At 72.0% G+C, this 21,077-nt stretch carries 17 protein-coding genes; 8 read left to right on the top strand and 9 right to left on the bottom strand.

Features of this window, described 5'->3' with window-relative positions:
* The first annotated feature begins 2 nt into the window (after positions 1-2).
* The 3 genes from IE252_RS00510 to IE252_RS00500 all read left to right on the top strand — a co-directional run bounded on the left by IE252_RS00510 (position 3) and on the right by IE252_RS00500 (position 4,252).
* Positions 3-1,013 carry an LLM class flavin-dependent oxidoreductase gene (locus tag IE252_RS00510; RefSeq protein ID WP_190087201.1) on the top strand — a complete coding sequence of 337 codons (1,011 nt, stop codon included), beginning with the start codon at positions 3-5 and terminating at the stop codon, positions 1,011-1,013.
* Between the two features lie 9 nt (positions 1,014-1,022).
* Entirely contained in the window at positions 1,023-3,386 is a 2,364-nt protein-coding gene (locus tag IE252_RS00505; protein WP_190087200.1) for an ATP-binding cassette domain-containing protein, read from the top strand.
* A 191-nt stretch (positions 3,387-3,577) separates the two neighbouring features.
* Positions 3,578-4,252, top strand: coding sequence for a hypothetical protein (locus tag IE252_RS00500; RefSeq protein WP_190087199.1), 675 nt, complete (start codon positions 3,578-3,580; stop codon positions 4,250-4,252).
* 90 nt (positions 4,253-4,342) lie between these two features.
* Here IE252_RS00500 and IE252_RS00495 read toward each other — a convergent pair whose 3' ends face one another.
* Genes IE252_RS00495 through IE252_RS00485 form a run of 3 tightly spaced genes read right to left on the bottom strand, consistent with a single transcriptional unit; the run spans position 4,343 to position 7,752 of the window.
* Positions 4,343-5,098, bottom strand: coding sequence for a succinate dehydrogenase/fumarate reductase iron-sulfur subunit (locus tag IE252_RS00495; protein WP_190087198.1), 756 nt, complete (start codon positions 5,096-5,098; stop codon positions 4,343-4,345).
* A complete protein-coding gene (locus IE252_RS00490; RefSeq protein WP_190087197.1) occupies positions 5,095-7,044 on the bottom strand; it encodes a fumarate reductase/succinate dehydrogenase flavoprotein subunit in 1,950 nt (649 codons plus the stop codon). Before IE252_RS00490 ends, IE252_RS00495 begins: the two co-directional genes overlap by 4 nt.
* Positions 7,045-7,752, bottom strand: coding sequence for a succinate dehydrogenase (locus tag IE252_RS00485; protein WP_190087196.1), 708 nt, complete (start codon positions 7,750-7,752; stop codon positions 7,045-7,047).
* An 83-nt stretch (positions 7,753-7,835) separates the two neighbouring features.
* Here IE252_RS00485 and IE252_RS00480 point away from each other — a divergent pair, with 83 nt between their 5' ends.
* On the top strand, positions 7,836-8,753 hold the full coding sequence (locus IE252_RS00480; RefSeq protein WP_190087195.1) for a LysR family transcriptional regulator: 918 nt from the start codon (positions 7,836-7,838) through the stop codon (positions 8,751-8,753).
* Here the strand turns inward: IE252_RS00480 and IE252_RS00475 are convergent.
* The 3 genes from IE252_RS00475 to IE252_RS00465 form a co-directional block, all read right to left on the bottom strand.
* Entirely contained in the window at positions 8,723-10,897 is a 2,175-nt protein-coding gene (locus tag IE252_RS00475) for a putative bifunctional diguanylate cyclase/phosphodiesterase (protein WP_190087194.1), read from the bottom strand. The genes IE252_RS00480 and IE252_RS00475 overlap by 31 nt on opposite strands.
* Positions 10,894-11,706: an SAM-dependent methyltransferase gene (locus IE252_RS00470; RefSeq protein WP_190087193.1), complete on the bottom strand. Its 813-nt coding sequence runs from the start codon at positions 11,704-11,706 to the stop codon at positions 10,894-10,896. The genes IE252_RS00475 and IE252_RS00470 overlap by 4 nt, the downstream gene beginning before the upstream one ends.
* A 218-nt stretch (positions 11,707-11,924) precedes the next feature.
* Positions 11,925-12,899, bottom strand: coding sequence for an SCO0930 family lipoprotein (locus IE252_RS00465; protein ID WP_190087192.1), 975 nt, complete (start codon positions 12,897-12,899; stop codon positions 11,925-11,927).
* Between the two features lie 227 nt (positions 12,900-13,126).
* Here IE252_RS00465 and IE252_RS00460 point away from each other — a divergent pair, with 227 nt between their 5' ends.
* From IE252_RS00460 to IE252_RS00450, 3 genes are all read left to right on the top strand, one after another.
* Positions 13,127-13,693: a hypothetical protein gene (locus tag IE252_RS00460; RefSeq protein WP_229847778.1), complete on the top strand. Its 567-nt coding sequence runs from the start codon at positions 13,127-13,129 to the stop codon at positions 13,691-13,693.
* Positions 13,694-13,742: 49 nt separating this feature from the next.
* Positions 13,743-14,507 (top strand): bestrophin-like domain, encoded by a 765-nt coding sequence (locus IE252_RS00455; protein WP_190087190.1) that lies wholly within the window; start codon positions 13,743-13,745, stop codon positions 14,505-14,507.
* Positions 14,508-14,685: 178 nt separating this feature from the next.
* A complete protein-coding gene (locus IE252_RS00450; protein WP_190087189.1) occupies positions 14,686-15,216 on the top strand; it encodes a hypothetical protein in 531 nt (176 codons plus the stop codon).
* Between the two features lie 99 nt (positions 15,217-15,315).
* On the opposite strand, the gene IE252_RS00445 is transcribed toward IE252_RS00450, so the two are convergent.
* On the bottom strand, positions 15,316-15,795 hold the full coding sequence (locus IE252_RS00445) for a hypothetical protein (protein ID WP_101391123.1): 480 nt from the start codon (positions 15,793-15,795) through the stop codon (positions 15,316-15,318).
* Positions 15,796-16,135: 340 nt separating this feature from the next.
* Between IE252_RS00445 and IE252_RS00440 the strand changes: the two genes are divergently transcribed.
* Positions 16,136-16,795: a class F sortase gene (locus IE252_RS00440; protein WP_190087188.1), complete on the top strand. Its 660-nt coding sequence runs from the start codon at positions 16,136-16,138 to the stop codon at positions 16,793-16,795.
* A gap of 12 nt (positions 16,796-16,807) precedes the next feature.
* Here IE252_RS00440 and IE252_RS00435 read toward each other — a convergent pair whose 3' ends face one another.
* Both IE252_RS00435 and lysX read right to left on the bottom strand, forming a co-directional pair.
* On the bottom strand, positions 16,808-17,650 hold the full coding sequence (locus IE252_RS00435) for a polysaccharide deacetylase family protein (RefSeq protein ID WP_190087187.1): 843 nt from the start codon (positions 17,648-17,650) through the stop codon (positions 16,808-16,810).
* Positions 17,651-17,756: 106 nt separating this feature from the next.
* Positions 17,757-21,044, bottom strand: a complete 3,288-nt coding sequence (gene lysX / locus IE252_RS00430; RefSeq protein ID WP_190087186.1) for a bifunctional lysylphosphatidylglycerol synthetase/lysine--tRNA ligase LysX — start codon at positions 21,042-21,044, stop codon at positions 17,757-17,759.
* Positions 21,045-21,077 lie beyond the last annotated feature (33 nt).

Below are 21,077 nucleotides of genomic sequence, written 5' to 3'. Positions count from 1 at the left end.
GTGTGAGCTCAGTGATCGCGTCGACGCGCTTCTCCGTCCTGGACCGCTCCCGCATCCGCGCGGGACACGACGGCCCGCGGGCGCTGCGGGACACCGTGGCCTTCGCGCAGGAGGCCGAGCGGCTGGGCTACCACCGTTTCTGGGTCTCGGAGCACCACAGCGTGCCGGGCGTCGCGGGCTCCGCCCCGACCGTGCTCGCCGCGGCCGTCGCCGCCGCCACCTCCACGATCCGGGTCGGCACCGGCGGGGTGATGCTCCCCAACCACCAACCGCTGGTGGTGGCCGAGCAGTTCGGGGTGCTTGAATCCCTCTTCCCCGGCCGCATCGACATGGGCCTGGGCCGCTCGGTCGGGTTCACCGACGGGATCCGCCGGGCGCTGGGCCGCGACAAGCAGGACGCCGACGACTTCGCGGGCCGGCTGACCGAGCTCCTCGGCTACTTCGACGGTACGCAGACGGCCCACCCCCAGGTGCACGCCCGCCCCGCCGAGGGCCTGCGGGTGCCCGCCTTCGTCCTCGCCACCGGGCAGGGCGCCCGCCTCGCCGCCGAGGCGGGTCTCGCCCTGGTCATCGCCAATGTGCGCGGCGAGGACACGATGCTGCGTGCCATCGACGACTACCGCGACGCGTTCCGCCCGTCCGCGTGGAACGACCGCCCGTACGTGGTGGTCTCCGGCACGGTCGCGGTGGCGGACACCACCGAGGAGGCCCGCCGCATCCTGCTGCCCGAGGCCTGGTCGACGGCGTACTCGCGCACCCGGGGCGAGTTCCCGCCGCTGTCCCCCGCCGAGGACATCCTCGCGCTGGCGATGACCGACCGCGAGCGCGCGCTCTTCGAGGAGGCCCGGCGCGGCCAGATCCACGGCACCGAGGACGAGGTCACTGACGCCCTGGAGAAGCTGCTGTCGCGCAGCGCGGCCGACGAGTACCTGGTCACGACCAGTACGTACGACCGGGGCGCGATGCTGGACTCCTACCGGCGGCTCGCGGGCCTCATCGGCGGCCCCGCCTAGAATTCCGGTATGCAAAGCCCCGCCGGACCCACCGAAGACCGCGCCCACGACCCGTACGTACGGGTGCGGGGCGCCCGCGAGCACAATCTGCGCGGGGTCGACGTGGACATCCCCCGGGACGCGCTGGCGGTCTTCACCGGGGTCTCCGGGTCGGGCAAGTCCTCGCTGGCCTTCGGGACGATCTACGCGGAGGCCCAGCGGCGCTACTTCGAGTCGGTGGCGCCCTACGCCCGGCGGCTGATCCACCAGGTGGGGGCGCCGAAGGTCGCGGAGATCTCGGGGCTGCCGCCCGCCGTCTCGCTGGAGCAGCGGCGCTCGTCGCCGACCTCGCGCTCCTCGGTCGGCACGGTCACCACGCTCTCCAGCTCGCTGCGGATGCTGTTCTCCCGCGCGGGCAGCTACCCGGCGGGCGCCGCGCGCCTGGACTCGGACGCCTTCTCGCCCAACACGGCCGCCGGGGCCTGCCCCGAGTGCCACGGCCTGGGCCGTGTCCACCGCACCAGCGAGCAGCTCCTCGTCCCCGACCCGTCGCTGTCGATCCGCGAGGGCGCGATCGCCGCCTGGCCGGGCGCCTGGCAGGGCAAGAACCTGCGCGATGTCCTGGACACGCTCGGGTACGACGTGGACCGGCCCTGGCGCGAGCTCGACCCGGCCGACCGCGAGTGGATCCTGTTCACGGACGAGCAGCCGGTGGTCACCGTGCACCCGGTGCGCGAGGCGAACCGCATCCAACGCCCGTACCAGGGCACGTACATGAGCGCCCACCGCTATGTGATGAAGACGTTCGCCGAGAGCAAGAGCCCCACGCTGCGGACGAAGGCCGAGCGGTTCCTCACCAGCGCCGACTGCCCGGTCTGCGGCGGCAGCCGGCTGCGGCCGGAGGCCCTGGCGGTCACCTTCGCGGGCCGCACGATCGCGGAGCTCGCCGCGCTCCCCCTCAGCTCCCTCGCCGAGGTGCTGCGTTCGGCCGACGGCGGCCCCACGGCCGAGGTCCTGACGGCCGACCTGCTGAGCCGGATCGCCCCCGTCACCGAGCTCGGCCTCGGCTACCTCAGCCTGGACCGGACCGCGCCCACCCTCTCCGCCGGGGAGCTCCAGCGGCTGCGGCTCGCGACCCAGCTGCGGTCGGGGCTGTTCGGCGTGGTGTACGTCCTGGACGAGCCGTCGGCGGGGCTCCACCCGGCCGACACGGAGGCCCTGCTCACGGTCCTCGACCGGCTGAAGGCGGCCGGGAACTCGGTGTTCGTGGTCGAGCACCACCTCGATGTGGTGCGGCACGCCGACTGGCTGGTGGACGTGGGTCCGCACGCCGGTGTGCACGGCGGGCAGGTGCTGCACAGCGGGCCGCCGCACGAGCTGGCCGAGGTGGCCGAGTCGCAGACCCGCCGCTTCCTCTTCGACACGGCGCCCGCGCCCGTACGCGAGGTGCGCGAGCCGTCCGGTTGGCTGGAGGTCGGGCCGGTGACCCGGCACAATCTGCGGGGTCTGACCGCCCGCCTGCCGCTGGGCGTCTTCACGGCGGTGACCGGCGTCTCGGGCTCCGGGAAGTCCACCCTGGTCGGCGAGGTCACCGACGAACTCCCGGGCGTGGGACGGTTGGTGATGGTCGATCAGAAACCGATCGGCCGCACGCCCCGCTCCAACCTCGCCACCTACACCGGTCTCTTCGACGTCGTACGCAAGCTGTTCACCGCCACCGAGGAGGCGCGGGTGCGCGGCTACAAGGCGGGCCGGTTCTCCTTCAACGTGGCCGGCGGGCGCTGCGAGACCTGCCAGGGCGAGGGGTTCGTCTCGGTGGAGCTGCTGTTCCTGCCCAGTACGTACGCGCCCTGCCCGGACTGCCACGGCGCCCGGTACAACCCCGAGACGCTGGAGGTCACCCACCGGGGGCTCACCATCGCCGAGGTGCTCGACCTGACCGTGGAGGCGGCGGCGGACTTCTTCGCCGACACCCCGGCCGCCGCCCGCAGCCTGACCGCACTGCTCGACGTGGGCCTCGGCTATCTGCGGCTGGGCCAGCCCGCCACCGAGCTCTCCGGCGGCGAGGCCCAGCGCATCAAGCTGGCGTCGGAACTTCAGCGTGTGCGGCGCGACCACACCCTCTACCTGCTGGACGAGCCCACGACCGGGCTGCACCCGGCCGATGTCGAGGTGCTGCTGCGCCAGTTGCACGGCCTGGTCGACGCGGGCCACTCGGTGGTCGTGGTCGAGCACGACATGAGCGTGGTGGCGGGCGCCGACTGGGTGGTCGACCTCGGGCCCGGCGGCGGCGACGAGGGCGGCAGGATCGTGGCGGCGGGCCCGCCGCGCGAGGTCGCGTCGGCGGGGGCCGGACGCACCGCCCCGTATCTGGCGAAGGCGCTCGACGGCTGACGGGCGACCGCCGCCGATCAGTAGCAGAACCTCACCGAACAGCAAGCTGACGGTTCGTCAATTCGTGGCGGAACAGCGGCTGTTCGGTCCGAAAAAGCGGACTTACCCTCAAGTTCACCAGGGTTCGGATTCACCTGAGTTCCTCCTCGCAACCCCCACCCCATCGAAGTCGTACGACCGAGGAGCCCCCCATGGCAACCCGCAGATTCCGCGTGCCCGCCGCCCTCGTGGCCACCGCGGCCGCTCTCACCCTCGGCGCCACCACCGCCGCGAGCGCCGTCGCCCCCAGCTCCACCACGGTGACCCCGGCCGGCCACTCCTTCGCCGCCAAGCTCAACGGCAAGGCCACCTTCACCGCCGGTTCCACCACCATGACCTGTACGGTCTCCGCGTCGGTCCCCAACGGCGGGAGCACCAACCAGATCCCGGCCGCCCCCGGCAACCACAACGCCTCGGGGCCCGTCTCCGCCGCCATCAACCCACCGACCTTCAGCGGCTGCACCACCAGCATCTTCGGCGTCGGTGTGACCGTCACCAGCAACGCGACCAACGGCCAGTGGAGCATCTCCGCCCAGTACGGCTCGCCGATCTCGGCCGGGCTCACCATGCCGAAGGGCGGCGTCGTCATCAAGACGAGCGGCCTGGCCAGCTGCACGCTCACCGCCTCGCCCGGCGGCCCCACCAGCGTCCCGGGCACCTGGACCAACGGCTCGCCGTCCAAGCTGGCCATTGCCAACGCGCCCGTGGCCGCCACCGGCACGGGTGGGTTCCTCTGCCCGACGGGCAACCAGACGGCCACCTTCAGCGCGACGTATGACGTCACCGACACCACCGACGCGGCCCAGCAGATCACCGTCACCAGCTGAGCAGTACAACAAAAAAAGGGGTGTGCCCCGGACCCACGGCCCGGGGCACACCCACCGCTCAGCGCCTCAGCGCCTCAGCGTCTCAGCGTCTCAGCGGCCGACCTTCTTCGCCTTCCTGGTCGCCCGCAGCCACTCCTTGTTCATCGCCGCGATCGACGGCAGCGGGATGCCCTTGGGGCAGGCGGTGGCGCACTCACCGGTGAGGGTGCAGCCGCCGAAGCCCTCCGCGTCCATCTGGCCGACCATGTCGAGCACCCGGGTCTCGCGCTCGGGCGCGCCCTGCGGCAGGACGTTGAGGTGGTTGACCTTGGCCGAGGTGAACAGCATCGCCGAGCCGTTGGGGCAGGCCGCCACGCACGCGCCGCAGCCGATGCACTCGGCATGCTCGAAGGCGAAGTCGGCGTCCGGCTTGGGCACCGGCGTGGCGTGCGCCTCGGGCGCGGCTCCCGTCGGGGCGCTGATGTAGCCGCCCGCCTGGATGATCCGGTCGAACGCCGAGCGGTCCACCACCAGGTCCTTGACGACCGGGAACGCGGCTGCCCGCCACGGCTCGACGTCGATGGTGTCGCCGTCCCGGAAGGCCCGCATGTGCAGCTGGCAGGTGGTGGTGCGTTCCGGTCCGTGCGCATCGCCGTTGATGACCAGGCTGCACGCGCCGCAGATGCCCTCGCGGCAGTCGTGGTCGAAGGCGACCGGGTCCTCGCCGCCGAGGATGAGTTCCTCGTTGAGCGTGTCGAGCATCTCCAGGAAGGACATGTCGGCCGAGATGCCGTCCACCTCGTAGGTGGACATCGCTCCGTCGGCGTCGGCGTTCTGCTGCCGCCAGACGCGCAGGGTGAGCTTCATGCGTAGCTCCGCTGGGTGGGGTGGACGTACTCGAAGACGAGGTCTTCCTTGTGCAGGACGGGGGCGGCACCGGTCTCCCGGAACTCCCAGGCGGCGGCGTACGAGAACTCCTCGTCGCGCCGGGCCGCCTCCCCGTCCGGGGTCTGGGACTCCTCGCGGAAGTGGCCGCCGCAGGACTCGGCGCGGTGCAGTGCGTCGAGGCACATGAGCTCGGCGAGCTCCAGGTAGTCGACGATGCGGTTGGCCTTCTCCAGGGACTGGTTGAACTCCTCGCCGGTGCCCGGGACCTTGATGCGGCGCCAGAACTCCTCGCGGATCTGCGGGATCCGCTCCAGCGCCTTGCGCAGCCCCTCCTCGGTGCGGGCCATCCCGCAGTACTCCCACATCAGCTCGCCGAGCTCGCGGTGGAAGGAGTCGGGGGTGCGGTCGCCGTCCACCGCGAGCAGCAGGTTGAGCCGGTCCTCGGTCTCCGCGACGGCCTCGGCGACCGCCGGGTGCTCGGCGGTGACCGGCTCCTGGTGCGGATTGCGCGCCAGGTAGTCGTTGATCGTGGAGGGGAGCACGAAGTAGCCGTCGGCCAGGCCCTGCATCAGGGCCGAGGCGCCGAGCCGGTTGGCGCCGTGGTCGGAGAAGTTGGCCTCCCCGATCGCGAACAGGCCCGGCACGGTGGTCTGGAGGTCGTAGTCGACCCACAGCCCGCCCATCGTGTAGTGCACGGCGGGATAGATCCGCATCGGCACCTCGTACGGGTTCTCGGCGGTGATCCGCTCGTACATCTCGAAGAGGTTGCCGTACTTCTCCTCGACCTTGTCCCGCCCCATCCGCGCGATGGCGTCCGCGAAGTCCAGGTAGACGCCCTGGCCGCCGGGGCCCACCCCGCGGCCCTCGTCGCAGACGTTCTTGGCGGCGCGCGAGGCGATGTCACGCGGGACGAGGTTGCCGAAGGAGGGGTAGATGCGCTCCAGGTAGTAGTCGCGCTCGTCCTCGGGGATCGCGGCCGCCGGACGGGTGTCGCCCTTGGCCTTCGGCACCCAGATCCGGCCGTCGTTGCGCAGCGACTCGCTCATCAGGGTCAGCTTGGACTGGTGCTCGCCGGTGCGCGGAATGCAGGTGGGGTGGATCTGGGTGAAGCACGGGTTGGCGAAGTAGGCGCCGCGCCGGTGGGCCCGCCACACGGCGGTGGCGTTGGAGTTCATGGCGTTGGTGGAGAGGTAGAAGACGTTGCCGTAGCCGCCGGACGCGAGGACCACCGCGTCCGCGAAGTACGTGTCGATCTTCCCGGTGACCAGGTCCCGGGCGACGATGCCGCGCGCCTTCCCGTCCACCACGATCAGGTCGAGCATCTCGGTGCGGGCGTGCAGTTCTACGTTGCCCGCCGCGATCTGCCGCGACAGCGCCTGGTAGGCGCCGAGCAGCAGCTGCTGTCCGGTCTGGCCGCGGGCGTAGAACGTACGGGAGACCTGGACGCCGCCGAAGGAGCGGGTGTCGAGGAGGCCGCCGTACTCGCGGGCGAAGGGCACGCCCTGGGCCACGCACTGGTCGATGATCTCCACCGAGATCTGCGCGAGCCGGTGGACATTGGACTCCCGCGCCCGGAAGTCGCCGCCCTTGACGGTGTCGTAGAAGAGGCGGTGGATGGAGTCGCCGTCGTTGCGGTAGTTCTTGGCCGCGTTGATGCCGCCCTGCGCGGCGATGGAGTGGGCGCGGCGCGGTGAGTCCTGGAAGCAGAACTGGACGACGTGGTAGCCCTGTTCGGCCAGGGTCGCCCCGGCCGAGCCGCCCGCGAGGCCGGTGCCGACGACGATCACGGTGTGCTTGCGGCGGTTGGCCGGGTTGACCAGCTTCGCCTCGAAGCGGCGGGTGTCCCAGCGCTCGGCGACGGGGCCCGAGGGCGCCTTGGTGTCGGCGATCGGCTCGCCCAGCGCATAGTCGGTATACGAGGTCATTCAGCTCACCACTCCGGTCATGACGGCGACGGGGACGGAGATGAATCCGAGGGTCAGCACCAGCGCGAGCACGTTGGCGAGGGTCTTGAGGATCCGGTCGCGGGCCGCGCTGCCGGCGCCGAGGGTCTGGGCGGCGCTCCAGAAGCCGTGCTGGACGTGGAGGCCGAGGGCGAGCATCGCCACGATGTAGATGGTGTTGCCGTACCAGGTGGAGAAGGTGTCGATCACGTTCTGGTAGGGGTGCCCGGACTGGAAGCCGCCGGGGTGGACAGTCCCGGTGGTCAGGTCCAGGACGTGCCAGACGATGAACAGACCGAGGATGACACCGCCCCAGCGCATGGTGCGCGTGGCGTAGCTGGCACGGGGGCGCCGGTGCACGTACTGGCTGGGGCGCGCCCTGATGTCGCGCCGGCTCAGCTGGTACGCGGAGACCGCGTGCGCGACGACGGCGGCGACCAGCACCACCCGGATGATCCAGAGCGCCCACTCGTAGTGCAGGAACGGCTCGCCGACGGTGCGCAGCCAGTGCGCGTACCCGTTGAAGTCGCCCGCCCCGAAGAAGATCTTGAGGTTGCCGAACATGTGGACGGCCAGATACGTCAGCATGATCAGACCGCTGACGGCCATGACCGCCTTCTTGCCGACGGTCGAGTCCCACACGGTGCGCGTCAAGGACGGTTTTCGGTCCGTCCGCGTTGCCAGAGCCATGTCATAGACGCTAGGGCCGGAGGTCCCGAGAGGTCCAAGACATGAATACGCTCAATTCGATAGCCATGGCCTATCGTGGGTCCATGCAGTTCCAGCAGCTCCTGTACTTCGTGGCCGTCGCGGAGACCCGCCACTTCACCCGCGCCGCCGAGCAGGTCCACGTCTCGCAGCCCTCGCTCTCCCAGCAGATCAGGGCGCTGGAGAAGGAGCTGGGCGCCGAGCTGTTCAGCCGCGCCCGGGGCAACATCGCGCTGACCGACGCGGGTGAGGCGCTGCTGCCGCTGGCCCGCCGCATCCTGGCCGACGCGGACACCGCCCGGATCGAGGTGCAGGAGCTGGCCCAGCTGCGCCGCGGCCGGGTGCGGCTCGGCGCCACCCCGAGCCTGTGCACCGGTCTGCTGCCGGACGTGCTGCGCGCCTTCCACGACCGCCATCCGGGCATCCAGCTCCTGATCGAGGAGGGCGGCTCCCACGACCTCGTACGGGAGCTGGCGCGCGGCGCCCTCGACCTCGCCCTGGTGGTGCTCCCGCTGCCGCCCGGCTCCCCCGCGCTGACCAGCGTCGAGCTCTTCCACGAGGACCTGGTGGTAGTCTCGGCCGCCGCCGAACCGGCCCCCGGCAGCGGCGGCCGGGTCTACGTCCGCGATCTGCGAGACGCGCCGCTGGTGATGTTCCGGCACGGCTACGACCTGCGCGAGCTCACCGTGGCGGCCTGCCGCGCCGAGGGCTTCGAGCCGGTGTTCACGGTCGAGGGCGGCGAGATGGACGCGGTGCTCGGCTTCGTACGGGCCGGGCTCGGCATCGCCGTGGTGCCGAGCATGGTGGCGGCGCGGGCGGGCCGCGACCTGCGGGTGACCCCGCTGGCCCGCCCGGGCCTGCGCCGCACGATCGCGCTCGCCCACCGCAGCGACGTGGACCCGCCGCGCGCGGCGCGGGAGTTGCAGCGGGTCCTGCTCGGCATCGGTACGGATCAGACGGCGTCGGTCAGCGCCAGCGAGTGAATGCGGTCCGGGGCGCCCGGGCGGGCGTAGTACCAGCCCTGGGCGGTGTCGCAGCCCAGCTCGCGCAGCTGCTCGGCCTGCGCCCCGGTCTCCACGCCCTCGACGGTGACGGCGAGTTGCAGGCTGTGGGCCAGTGACACGATCCCCTCGACGATCTTGATGTCGACGGGGTCGGCCGGGTGCTGCTGCATGGACTGGGTGAAGGAACGATCCAGCTTGAGCACGCTCACCGGGAGGCGACGCAGGTTCGCCAGGTTCGAGTAGCCGGTGCCGAAGTCGTCCAGGGCGATGTCCACGCCCATGTCCGCGAGCTGGCGCAGCGGCTTCAGCAGATCGTCGTCGGCGCCGATCAGCGCGGACTCGGTGACCTCCAGGCACAGCGCGCCCGGCTCCAGACCGGAGCGCTCCAGCATCTCCACCGTGTCGGCCACCAGGCCCGGGTGGTGCAGCTGCGTGGGCGAGAGGTTCACGTTGACCCGCAACGGAGCGCCCGCCCGCGCGCCCGGGTGGCGCTCCTGCCAGAACCGCGCCTGGCGTACGGACTCCTCCATCACCCAGCGGCCGAGCGGCACGATCAGACCGGTGTGCTCGGCGAGCGGGATGAAGCGGTCCGGGCCCAGGACGCCGTGCTGCGGATGCGACCAGCGCACCAGCGCCTCCGCCCCGTGCACACTGCCGTCGCCCAGGTGCACCAGCGGCTGGTACTCGATGAAGAACTCGCCGCGCTCCAGGGCCGCGGGCAGCGCGTTGGTGAGCCCGTGCCGGGTGATCGCACGGGCGTCGGCCTCCGGGTCGGCCCGCTCGAAGCGGTTGCCGCCCGCCGCCTTGGCCCGGTACATCGTGATGTCGGCGCTGCGCAGCACCTCCGCCGGGCCGCGCTCGTCCGCCGGGCCCTCGACCACGCCGATCGAGCCGCGCACGGTGAGCTCGCGGCCCTCCAGGCGGATCGGCACGGAGAGCACGCCGAGGATGCGCGAGGCCAGTTCGTCGACCTCGCGCAGGGTGTCGGTGCCGGTGGTCAGGGCCACGAACTCGTCGCCGCCGAGCCGCGCCACCATCTCGCCCGGCCCGGTCGCACAGCTCTGCAGCCGGTCGGCGACCTCCACCAGGAGCCGGTCGCCCGCCGAGTGGCCGAGGCTGTCGTTGACCGCCTTGAACCCGTCGAGGTCGAGGTAGCAGAGCCCGAAGCGCTTGCCGTCGCCCGCCGCGAGCGCCTTGTCCAGGCGCTCGAAGAACAGGGTGCGGTTGGGCAGGCCGGTCAGCGCGTCGTGGGTGGCCTCGTAGCGCAGCCGCAGATTGAGCAGCCGCCGCTCGGTGGTGTCCTCCAACAGGGCCAGCTGGTACTGCGGGCGGCCCTCGGCGTCGCGCAGCAGCGAGACCGTCAGATTGGTCCACAGGACGGTGCCGTCGCCGCGGTAGTACGGCTTCTCGACCCGGTAGTGGTCGCGCTCGCCCCGCACCAGCTCCTCGTACAGCTTCCAGACCTGCGGCGCGTCCTCGGGGTGCACCCACTCGCTGACGTTGCGGCTGCGGATCTGGCCCTCGACGCCGCCGAACATCCGGGTAAGGGTCTCGTTGACCTCCAGGACGCGGCCTTCGAGGTCGGCGATCCCGATGCCGACGGCGGCGCCCTCGAAGACCGCGCGGAACCGGGCCTCGGTGGTGTGCAGGGCCTCCTCGGCGGCGCTGCGGGCGGAGAGCGCGGAGCGGGCGATGGCCTCCTGCTCGCTCAGGGTGCGCTCGCGCAGCGCCTGGGCGAACCCGGCGGCCAGTGCGTGCTGGAGGCGGGCGCAGCGGGCCCGGGCCTCCTCGGGACGCAGGTCGCCGCCCGTACCGCAGTACAGGACGAGGTAGGAGTCGACCACGCCGAGCGTACGGCTGAGGGCGTCCGGGTCGGTGCAGTGGACGCCGACCAGGGCGGCGCCGACCTCGTGCGCGGGCGCCGGGTCGAAGTGGCGGCGGTGCAGCGCCTCGATGAGGCGGCGGGCCAGCGGCAGCAGATGGCGCTCGAACTCGGGGCGGGTCAGCGACGTGGCCGTCACCGGGAAGATGGCCCGGCTCCAGATCGTGGCGAACCGTCTGAGCCTGGACTCGGGGCCGTCGGGATCGACGGGCTGCCCGTCCGTGCGGATCGGGGTGCTCACGCTATGCGTCCCACGCCGGCGAACCCCGAGAAGGCATAGGGGTCTTCCTGCTCCGGCGAGCTCTCCGGGCGCCACATCGGCATCTGCACCAGACCGGGCGCGACCATCTCGAACCCGTCGAAGAAGGTGGCGATCTCCTCGCTGGTGCGCATGACCAGCGGGTTGCGGATGTTGCGGTAGACGCCCACGGCGCCGCCGGCCCGGTCCTCGCTGAGCGGGATGCCCTCGTACGCGGCGTGGGTGAGGATCAGCAGGCTGCCGGGGGCGAGGGCGTCACGCAGGGCGGCGACCGCGGCGCGCGGGTCGTCCGAGTCCTCCACGAAGTGGAGGACGGCGACCAGCAGCAGCGCGACCGGCCGGTCCAGGTCGAGCAGCCGGGTGACCTCGGGGCTGCTGAGGACGTCCTGCGGCTTGCGCAGGTCGGCGGCGACCACGCCCGCCAGGTCGTTGCCCTCCAGGACGGCCTTGCTGTGCGCCACGGCGACCGGGTCGTGGTCGACGTAGACGACCCGCGCCTCGGGGGCGCCGCTCTGGGCGATCTCGTGGACGTTGCCGAACGTCGGGATGCCCGAGCCGATGTCCAGGAACTGCGTGATTCCCTCATCCAGGGCGAACCGGACCGCCCGCCGCATGAACGCCCGGTTCGCCTGCATCACCTTGGGCAGTCCGGGGATGAACTCCATGGCCTTGCGCGCGGCTTCCCGGTCCACCTCGAAGTTGTGCGAACCGCCCAGGTAGTAGTCGTAGATGCGGGACACACTCGGCACCGAGATGTCGATGCCCGTAGGGGCCCAGGCAGGACGCTCCATCTATGTCTCCAACAACTCGCCGCGGGGGGTGTGGTGGCCATGTGCATGGTCAGTGTTCGAGCTGAGGCTACTGATCGTCAGGCAGGAGGGCGAGTAAAAACGGAAAATGCCGATCCGTTATTGGTCACACACAGGTTCGGTCACACCCGCCGCGACGCACGTCGAACCCGCCACCGCGCGGGGGACACGGTGACGGGCCGACGGCCTTGGGAGGGGGTTCACTTGGTGGTGGCGATCAGCTTTCCCTCCGGCGAGACGGCCCACCAGGTGCCGCCCACGCCCTGGCCGTTCGTGTCGCCGGGCTTGCTGTCACCGGCGTAGGTGTAGATCGGCCAGCAGTTGACCGACTGCTGCTTGAGCCCGTCGGGCCGGTTGAAGGTGACGAAGCCCTTCTGGATGATGCCCTCAGTGTCCTTCTTGTCGACCGGGGCGACCACCGGCCACTTCTTGAGGCAGTCGCCGGTGCAGGCCGACTTCATGGGCCAGGCGGAGTCCTTCTTGAACCGGTAGACGGTCATCCCCCGGGCATCGACGATGATCTTGCCGAGCTTGGGGTCGTTGCGGACCGAGAGGCCCGGCAGGCTCGGCGTCTCCGCGCCGCCACCGGCCTCGGCGCTGTCGGCGGACGGCGTCGCCTTCTTGCCGTCGGGGGCCGAGGCGTGCCACGTGCCGCCCACACCCTCGCCGGTCGCGTCGCCGGGCTTGGTGTCCTTGGTGTACCGGTACATCGGCCAGCCCGCGATCGTCAGCTGCTTGCTGCCGTCGGTACGGGTCACCTCGCCGATGAGGCTCGCGTCGGTGCCGGGAGCCGCCGTGACACCGGCCGCGGGCACCGCCGGCCACAGCTTCGCGCAGTCGCCGTCGCAATTCGACTTGGGCGGGCTCGCGGTGTCCTTGTCGAAGCGGTAGAGCGTGAATCCGGCGCTGTCGGTGACCACCTTGCCCAGTTCCTTGCTGTCCCACACCGCCAGCTGCCCGGCCGCCTTGGCCGCCGCCTGGTTGGCCGTGCCCCCCGAGCCGTAGCCCGCGTCGCCGTATCCGTACCCGTTCCCACTGCCCGCGGCCTGGGCGGCGTTGCCGACGGACTGGCCCTTCGGCGAGGCACTTCCCTTGTCCTGGCCGCAGGCCGTCGCCGTGAGTGCCAGTACTGCCGCCGCCGTCACCGCGAGCGAGGCGTTGCGCCAGGTTGCCATGTCAACTCCCTTTGATCCGCTGATTCTTGTGGCGCCCCAGTGCGCCTTTCATGGCCCTAGGTACGCGTGGCGGACCCCCGAGTGTTCAAAGCCTGCGAAAGAATTTTCCCGCCCCCGCAGAACCGCCCCCGGCGGTTCCAAACGCAAACCCGCCCAACCTCCCCCCATCAGGCGAATCCACGTCGGTCTCGTGGCCGCACGGCCCACCGGGCCGGATGATCCTGGGCGTGCCCGTAACCCACTTGGCCCAGCGACTGCTGTCGGCGGCCGCGCTCGCCCTGCTGCTGACCGGCCCCGCGCCGTACGCGCGCGCGGACGCCTGCGCGTACGCCTCGGTCTCGGGCGGCTCCGGGGACGACTGGGCGGTGGCGGTCGCCGGGGGCGGCATCTGTACGCCGTCGCCCCCGCCGCCCACGCCGAAACCACCGCCGCCCGAGCCGCCCGAACCGAAGCCGCCGGCGCCGCCGAAACCACCGCCGACGCATCCACCGGCCCCGCCGAAGCCGGTCCCTCCCGCACCACCCCCGCCACCAGCGCCGCAGCCCCCGAAGCCCCGGCCGGTGCGGCCCGCGCCGCCCGTACCACCGCAGCCGGCGCCACCGCCGCCGCCCGCGCCCGTGCCGCCGAGCCCCTCGGCCACCCCGCCGCCCCGGCTGCGGCCGATCGCCCTGCCCGCCTACCGCAAGCCGCCGCGGAAGAAGCCCGCGCCGGGGCTGTCCACGGTGACGCTCACCCTGCTGATCACGGTGCCCGCGGTGATCGCCGTCGCGGTGCTCCGCCCCCGCTCCAGCTAGCCGTCGGCCCCCGCGCCGTTACCGCTTCTCCCTCGTCGGAGGTTCCCCCTTGAAGGACTGGATCGTCCTCACCATCGCGATGGCCGCCGCCTGCGTCGTCGTGCTGACCATCGTCGTCGTCAACCACCGCCGCATCGGCGAGGACGACGACCCCTCCCAGACCCCGGACGTCATGGAGTACATGACGATGATGATGGGAGTGGTGTACGCGATCGTCCTCGGCCTCGCCATCGCGGGCGTCTGGGAGGCCAAGGGCGCGGCCTCGGAGACCGTCCGCCAGGAGGCGCAGGCGCTGCACGAGGTCAGCGAGCGCGTCCAGGTCTACCCGGGCCCGGTCCGCGCGCGCATCCGTGCCGACGTCGACTCGTACGTCACCTACGTCGTCCGCTCCGAATGGCACCACATGGAGGTCAAGGGCGAGCTCGGCGACAAGGGGGCGGTGCTGCTCGCCCAGCTGCGCCGGGACGTCACGGACTACGAGCCCAAGACCGACCACGAGGGCCAGGCGTACCAGCCGCTGGTCGACCAGGTGGCGGCCGTCGACGACGCCCGCACCACGCGCGGCGAGGGGGCCGGGGCCACGATGCCCGGGGTGGTCTGGTTCGGGCTGATCACCGGGGCCGTGGTGACCGTCGGCCTGATCTTCACGCTGCAGATCCGCCGCACCGGGCGCGAACTGCTCCTGGCCGGGCTCTTCAGCGTGCTCATCGCCTTCCTGCTCTTCCTGATCTGGGACTTCGACGCGCCGTTCGGCCGGGGTCTGTCGGCCACCTCGGCGCCGTTCCGCGACCTCTTTCCCGATCTGTTCACCTGAGCCGAATCCCCGGTGACACCCCGACAGGTCCGCCGGGTGGGGGAAGCGAATGCCCCATTCGCCGGACAGGGATCGCGACCGGCGCCACCCGCTCCTAGCGTGTCGGGCACGAGGTGCATTTCCCGCTTTTTGTGGAAATCGTTTCCGCAGTGCTCCTCGGGGACCCGGAGGATTGTCCATGGGCGCGATACGCATCGCATCCGCCACCTTGCTCGGCGCCGCGGCTCTCTCCCTCGCCACCCCCGCGGCAGCGCCGGCCGCCGACGGCGGCGGCGCGCACGGCAGCAACATCACGTCGTTCGGGTTCAGCGTGACCCCCTCCACCATCGCCCCCGGCGGTACGGTCACGCTGAACGTCACCGGGTGCCCCTCCACCGCCACCGCCTCCTCCGGCGTCTTCAACACGGTGACCATCTCCCCGAACAGCTCCACGACCGCCCAGGTCGACTTCAACGCCAAGCGCGGTGCCACCTACACCGTGACGTTCATGTGCGGCGGCGAGCGGGGCACCACCGATCTCACGATCACCGGCGGGCTGCAGACGCTCCGCCCCACGACCAGCACCACCACCGCGCCCTCGCGCGGGGTGCGGGGCGGCCTCGGCGGCACCTCGGACGGCGTCGACCTGGGCGAGATCGCGATCGGCCTCGCGCTCGTCGCCGCGGCCGGCGGCGGCCTGATGTTCTATCTGCGCCGCCGGGACGGCTAGCCGCATCCGAAGAAGACACCGCGAACCGCCCGTCGCCCCGAGTCCTGGCCAGGACTCGGGGCGACGGGCGGTTCGGCTCTGTCCGGGAGGTTCGGCCGGTCAGACCCGCCCGCCGCTCGTGCGGCGGCGCCGTGCCACGAACACGGCACCGCCGATGGCGGCGAGCGCCACCAGGGACCCGCCGACGGCCATCTCGGTCTGGGTCGGACCGGCGGCGCCACCGAGGCCGCCCATCGCGCCGCGGCCGGGGAGCACGGTGAAGCTGCGCGTCTCCGTCCGCGGGTTGTCGTTGCAGCGGACCGACAGGTTGTACGACCCGGGGGTGATGTGGTCGTGGATCCTGGCGGTCGCGAATCCGGTGTCTCCGCCCGAGAGGGACGTGGGGGAAAAGGCGTTCGACGTCACGATGCCGCCGTGGCCGCAGCCGTTGGCCGTGATCGTCAGCGTGGAGCCCGGGTGCACCGCGCTCGGGTTGACGGTGACGTTGCTCGGGCCGAAGTTGGCGGAGGCGAGCGGGGCCGAGAGCCCCACCGCCGCGAAGGCGGCCACGGCCACCGGGAGAGCGCGTGCAGCACGCATGGTTGAACCTCCGAGGGAGGGCGCCCCAAAGCCGTGCTCCGGGAAATTCGACGAGTACGCCTCCCATGACGAACCCTCACCGCAGGCTTCTCACCTCGCATGTCGCGCTGGTCCACCCTGGTGAGCCGACACGCCGGGGGACGGACGGCTGATCTGACGGACCCGCAGGTCACAGACCGTCAGAACTTTTATCGGACCATGACACGGATGGGTCACCCCGGGTGCCGCACGGGTCGGCCGTCACCCCCGCCACCACCCGTTCGCCCCTCTCTGATCGCCGGAGTGCGAGCGCGCCCTTACCGTGCCTAGAGGTGGCACGGAGGGCTTTGGAGGGAGCGAGATGGGGCAGGAAGAGGGCGGCTCGGAGCATCGGAGGCGGTCGCCGTGGGGGGCGCTGGCCCTGGTGATGCTCACCGGTCTGGCGCTGATGCGGAACGGCGCGGACGTCACGATGGGCCCCCCGCAGCCCGCGGCGGCCGCCGCGCTGACGGGCCGGCCGGAGGTGTTCGTCCCGGCCACCTCCCTCGCCCCGGTGGAGCCGCTGGCGTACGCGCCGGCCTCCCGGGTCAAGATCGACGCGATCAAGGTCGACGCCCCGGTCATCGAGGTAGGCATCGACCAGGACGGCTGGGTGCAGGCGCCGCCGCCGGACGACCCCAACCTGGCGGGCTGGTACCAGAACGCGATCTCCCCCGGCCAGCGCGGCACCGCCGTCATGGTCGGCCACGTCGACACCCTGCGGGGCCCCGCCGTCTTCTACGGCCTGGGCTCGCTCAAGAAGGGCAACCACGTCGAGGTGACCCGCTACGACGGGCACGTGGCCGTCTTCGAGGTGTACGGCGTCGAGGTCTACGACAAGAACAACTTCCCGGGTGCCCGGGTGTACGGCGACACCGGGCACCCGGAGCTGCGGGTGATCACCTGCGGCGGCGGCTTCACCAGGACCAAGGGCTACGACGGCAACGTGGTCGTCTTCGCCCGGATGGTGGCCACCCGCTGAACCGCCCCGGCCTCAGCGCCGCTTGGGCGGTACGCGCAGCCGGTAGCCCGCGGCCATCAGCCGGGGCAGATAGGTGCGCAGCGCCGCCACGCTCTGCGAGCGGTCGCCCCCGGCGTCGTGCGAGAGCACCACGACGCCGGGGGCGGCGCCCTGCTGGACCCGGCGCACGATCGTGTCGGTGCCGGGCGTCGTCCAGTCCAGCGTGTCGAGGGTCCAGCCCATCGGCTCCATGCCGAGTTCGGCGCCGATCTGGAACGAGTTGCGGTTCCAGGCGCCGTAGGGGGCGCGGAACCACTGCGGCCGCTCGCCGAGCACCTCCTCGACCACCTCGCTGGTCCGGGTCATCTCGTCGCGTACCGCCTCCCGCGACATCTTGATGAGCAGCGGGTGCGTCCAGGAGTGGTTGCCGATCACGTGCCCGTCGTCGTGCATCTCGCGCAGCAGGTCGCGGTTGTCGGTGGCCATCTCGCCGCAGACGAAGAACATCGCGCGCACGTCGTGCTCGCGCAGGGTCCGCAGGATCTCCGGCGTGTAGCGCGGGTCGGGCCCGTCGTCGAAGGTCAGCACCATGGTGTCGGGGCCGAGCTGGGGCATGCTCAGAAACGGCCGGCGCCGCACCGGCGGCAGCGCGGTGCGGTACTGCGGCGGCGCCTCGGCGGTCATCGGTTCGAGGCGGTACGCGGTGGACTTCAGCCGGGGCGCGGCGGCCTGCGGGCCCGCGGCGGCCCGCGCGGCCTTCCGCTCCGGAACGCCGGTGTCCTCGGCGGTCAGCATCCGCAGCGCGGCGGCGGCTCCCAGACAGGCGCCGACGCGCAGGAACGTACGCCGCCCGGGGAGCATCTCATCCTCTTTCATGACCCATGGCTCGCACGACACGCGGTCCCGGCGCCTGAAGCGCACCGCCCGCGCGGCCGAAAACACCCGTTGGGACGCACCCGGCCGAACCGTTGACGGACGTGGCTCAGTGGCGTCGCACCAGCGGGAACGGCAGTGTCTCACGGATCGTCAGGCCGGTGAGGAACATGACGAGCCGGTCCACTCCGATGCCGAGTCCGCCGGTGGGCGGCATGGCGTATTCGAGCGCGTCCAGGAACTCCTCGTCGAGCTCCATCGCCTCCGGGTCACCGCCCGCCGCGAGCAGCGACTGCGCGGTGAGCCGCCGCCGCTGCTCCACCGGGTCGGTCAACTCCGAGTAGGCGGTGCCCAGTTCGGTGCCGAAGGCCACCAGGTCCCAGCGCTCGGCCAGCCGGGGGTCGCGGCGGTGCTGGCGGGTGAGCGGCGAGACGTCGGTCGGGAAGTCCTTGTAGAACGTGGGCAGCTGGGTCTTCTCCTCGACCAGCCGTTCGTACATTTCGAGCACCACGTCGCCCCGGGTGTTCTCAGGGGTGTGCGGGACCCCGGCCCGGTCGCAGAGCCGGCGCAGCTCCCGCTCCTCGGTGTCGGCGTCGATCTCCTCGCCCAGTGCCTCGGAGAGCGCCCCGTACAGCGTCTTGACCGGCCAGGGGCCGGAGATGTCGTGCTCCACGAGCCGACCGTCGGGACCCGCCTTGCGCGCCACCGGCGCGCCGAACGCGGCGGTCGCGGCGCCCTGGATGAGCTCGCGGGTCAGATCGAGCATCACGTCGTAGTCGGCGAAGGCCTGGTAGGCCTCCAGCATCGTGAACTCGGGGTTGTGCTTGTACGAGACGCCCTCGTTGCGGAAGGTGCGGCCCATCTCGAAGACCTTCTCGACCCCGCCGACGCACAGCCGCTTCAGATACAGCTCGGGCGCGATCCGCAGATACAGGTCCAGGTCGTAGGCGTTGATGTGGGTGGTGAAGGGGCGGGCGTTGGCGCCGCCGTGGATCTGCTGGAGCATCGGTGTCTCGACCTCCAGATAGCCACGGTCCAGCAGGCCCTGCCGCAGCGCCTGGACGGCGGTGGAGCGGGCCCGGACGACGTCGCGGGCCTCGGGGCGGGCCACCAGGTCGAGGTAGCGGCGGCGGACCCGGGCCTCGGGGTCGGCCAGGCCGAGCCGTTTGTCGGGCAGCGGGCGCAGGCACTTCCCGGTCATCTGCCAGCCGGTGACGAACAGCGAGTACTCGCCCTTGGCGCTGGTGCCGGTGGTGCCGGTGGCGGTGATGTGGTCGCCGAGGTCGACGTCACGGGTGAAGTGGTCGAGGACCTCCGCGCCCGTGCCGTCCCGGGTGAGCGCCAGTTGGAGGTCGCCCGACCAGTCGCGCAGCACGGCGAAGACGACCCCGCCGAAGTCGCGTACGGCCATCACGCGCCCGGCGACCGTGGCGGCCGTGCCCGCACCGGCCGCGCGCAGGTCCGCCAGGGTGTGCGTGCGTCGCGGGATGACCACCGGATACGGCTCGGTGCCCTCGGCGCGCAGCCGCTCCAGCTTGCGGTGGCGCACCCGCACCTGGTCGGGCAGCCGCCGCTCCCCCGCCCCCTCGGCGCCCTGCTCGGACAGGCCGAGCGCCTCGATGGACGGCAGGCCCTCGGTGCTGCCCGGGCTGGTGACGCCCCTGGGGTGCCCCTTGCCCCACAGCTTGCGCAGGCTGGGTACGGAGACGAAGCCCTCGGCGATGCCGGAGGCGAGGCCGACGCGGGCGAGCGAGCCCGCGTCCCCGTAGCAGAGGAAGCGCGGGAACCACTGCGGCTGGTACTTCACGTTCGAGCGGTACAGCGCCTCCAGCTGCCACCACTTGGAGAAGAACAGCAGCAGCCTGCGCCACAGCCGCAGCACCGGGCCCGCGCCGATCCGGGCGCCCTCCTCGAATGCGGAGCGGAACACCGCGAAGTTGAGCGAGATCCGCCGTACGCCCAGCTTCGGGGCGTACGCGCAGAGCTCGGCCACCATGAACTCCATGACGCCGTTGGGCGCGCTGCGGTCGCGCCGCATCAGGTCGAGCGAGATGCCGTCCGGGCCCCACGGCACGAACGAGAGCAGCGCGATCAGCTTGCCGTCCGCGTCGAACGCCTCCACCAGCAGGCAGTCGCCGTCGGCCGGGTCGCCGAGGCGGTCGAGCGCCATGGAGAAGCCGCGTTCGGTCTCGGTGTCCCGCCAGGCGTCCGCCCGGTCGACGATCTGGCCCATCTCCTCGTCGGTGAGCGCCGAGTGGCGGCGGATCCGGGTGGTGGCGCCGGTGCGGGCGACGCGGCGGACGGCCTGCCGGGTGACCCGCATCTCGCGGCCGTCCAGGTCGAACCGGGCGACGTGCAGGATCGCCTCGTCGCCCAGTTGCATCGCGCCCAGGCCGTGCCGGGCGTAGACGGTGGCGCCCTCCTCGGACGCGCCCATCACGGCGGGCGCCCAGGCGTACTTCCTGGCCACGTCCAGCCAGGCGGCGATCGCGGGCCCCCACGCCTCCGGGTCGCCGACGGGGTCGCCGCTGGCCAGCGCGACCCCGGCCTCCACCCGGTAGGTGACGGCCGCCTTGCCGCTCGGCGAGAACACGACAGCCTTGTCGCGGCGGGTGGCGAAGTAGCCGAGCGAGTCGTCCCGGCCGTAGGCGCGCAGCAGGGCCCGGATGCGCGGCTCCTCGTCGCCGTGCAGCGCGGCCTCCATGCGCTGCGAGCGGAAGAGCGTGGTGGCCGCGCTGAGCAGGGCGATCGCGCCGAACAGACCGAGGAAGAAGTAGAGCGGGCGGGGCGGGCGGCCGTCGAACTGGCCGCCGGAGGCGAGGCCGCCGAGCACCCGGTTGCTGGCCCACAGCAGCCGCTGGCCGCGCGGGAGCGTGCCGGGGAAGATCTCCACCAGCGCCCAGCCGGCCACGACGCCCGCGGCGAGTCCGAGCACCAGGACGAGCAGCGCGCGGCGGACCGCGCCGCGCCGGGTCTCGGCGTAGAACTCGCCGCGCGCCAGGATCAGCACGAGGAGCGCGGCCCCGCACACCACGCCGTTGGCGGCCCACATCCACTCGGCGACGGCGACGAGCAGCACGTCGGCGAGGAAGAGCAGCCCGAGGTAGCCGACCACCAGCCACCAGGCGACCTTCTTGCGGGCGCCGATCGCGGCGGCGAGCAGCAGCAGGAAGACGGCGTAGGCGAGGTTGGCGCTGACGGGGACGGTGACCCGGTCGAAGAACCAGGAGACCGGCCGCAGCCATCTGCGCAGCGCGGGCACCAGCGCGATGACGCCGCAGTACAGCCCGAGCCCGGCGAAGAACATCGCGAAGGCCTCCGGCACCCGGCTCAGGAACCGGGACCGCGCGGGCGTCCGGGCCCGTGCCGGTATGGGCGTCTCCTCGCTGACACTCATGCCTTGCACTCTAGGGAGCGGCACGCCGGGCCG

Origin of the sequence: Streptomyces melanogenes (assembly GCF_014649795.1) — a bacterium.
Lineage (GTDB): Bacteria > Actinomycetota > Actinomycetes > Streptomycetales > Streptomycetaceae > Streptomyces > Streptomyces noboritoensis.
Note: the sequence above shows the minus strand (reverse complement) of the source record. Positions and strands in the feature narration are given on the sequence as shown.

What these genes read in the sequence shown, in the direction of transcription:
- IE252_RS00505 (WP_190087200.1), top strand. Translation starts at nt 1,023, where the DNA reads ATGCAAAGCCCCGCCGGACCCACCGAAGACCGCGCCCACGACCCGTAC.
- IE252_RS00500 (WP_190087199.1), top strand. Translation starts at nt 3,578, where the DNA reads ATGGCAACCCGCAGATTCCGCGTGCCCGCCGCCCTCGTGGCCACCGCG.
- IE252_RS00495 (WP_190087198.1), bottom strand. Translation starts at nt 5,098, where the DNA reads ATGAAGCTCACCCTGCGCGTCTGGCGGCAGCAGAACGCCGACGCCGAC.
- IE252_RS00490 (WP_190087197.1), bottom strand. Translation starts at nt 7,044, where the DNA reads ATGACCTCGTATACCGACTATGCGCTGGGCGAGCCGATCGCCGACACC.
- IE252_RS00485 (WP_190087196.1), bottom strand. Translation starts at nt 7,752, where the DNA reads ATGGCTCTGGCAACGCGGACGGACCGAAAACCGTCCTTGACGCGCACC.
- IE252_RS00480 (WP_190087195.1), top strand. Translation starts at nt 7,836, where the DNA reads ATGCAGTTCCAGCAGCTCCTGTACTTCGTGGCCGTCGCGGAGACCCGC.
- IE252_RS00470 (WP_190087193.1), bottom strand. Translation starts at nt 11,706, where the DNA reads ATGGAGCGTCCTGCCTGGGCCCCTACGGGCATCGACATCTCGGTGCCG.
- IE252_RS00465 (WP_190087192.1), bottom strand. Translation starts at nt 12,899, where the DNA reads ATGGCAACCTGGCGCAACGCCTCGCTCGCGGTGACGGCGGCGGCAGTA.
- IE252_RS00450 (WP_190087189.1), top strand. Translation starts at nt 14,686, where the DNA reads ATGGGCGCGATACGCATCGCATCCGCCACCTTGCTCGGCGCCGCGGCT.
- IE252_RS00445 (WP_101391123.1), bottom strand. Translation starts at nt 15,795, where the DNA reads ATGCGTGCTGCACGCGCTCTCCCGGTGGCCGTGGCCGCCTTCGCGGCG.
- IE252_RS00440 (WP_190087188.1), top strand. Translation starts at nt 16,136, where the DNA reads ATGGGGCAGGAAGAGGGCGGCTCGGAGCATCGGAGGCGGTCGCCGTGG.
- IE252_RS00435 (WP_190087187.1), bottom strand. Translation starts at nt 17,650, where the DNA reads ATGAAAGAGGATGAGATGCTCCCCGGGCGGCGTACGTTCCTGCGCGTC.
- lysX (WP_190087186.1), bottom strand. Translation starts at nt 21,044, where the DNA reads ATGAGTGTCAGCGAGGAGACGCCCATACCGGCACGGGCCCGGACGCCC.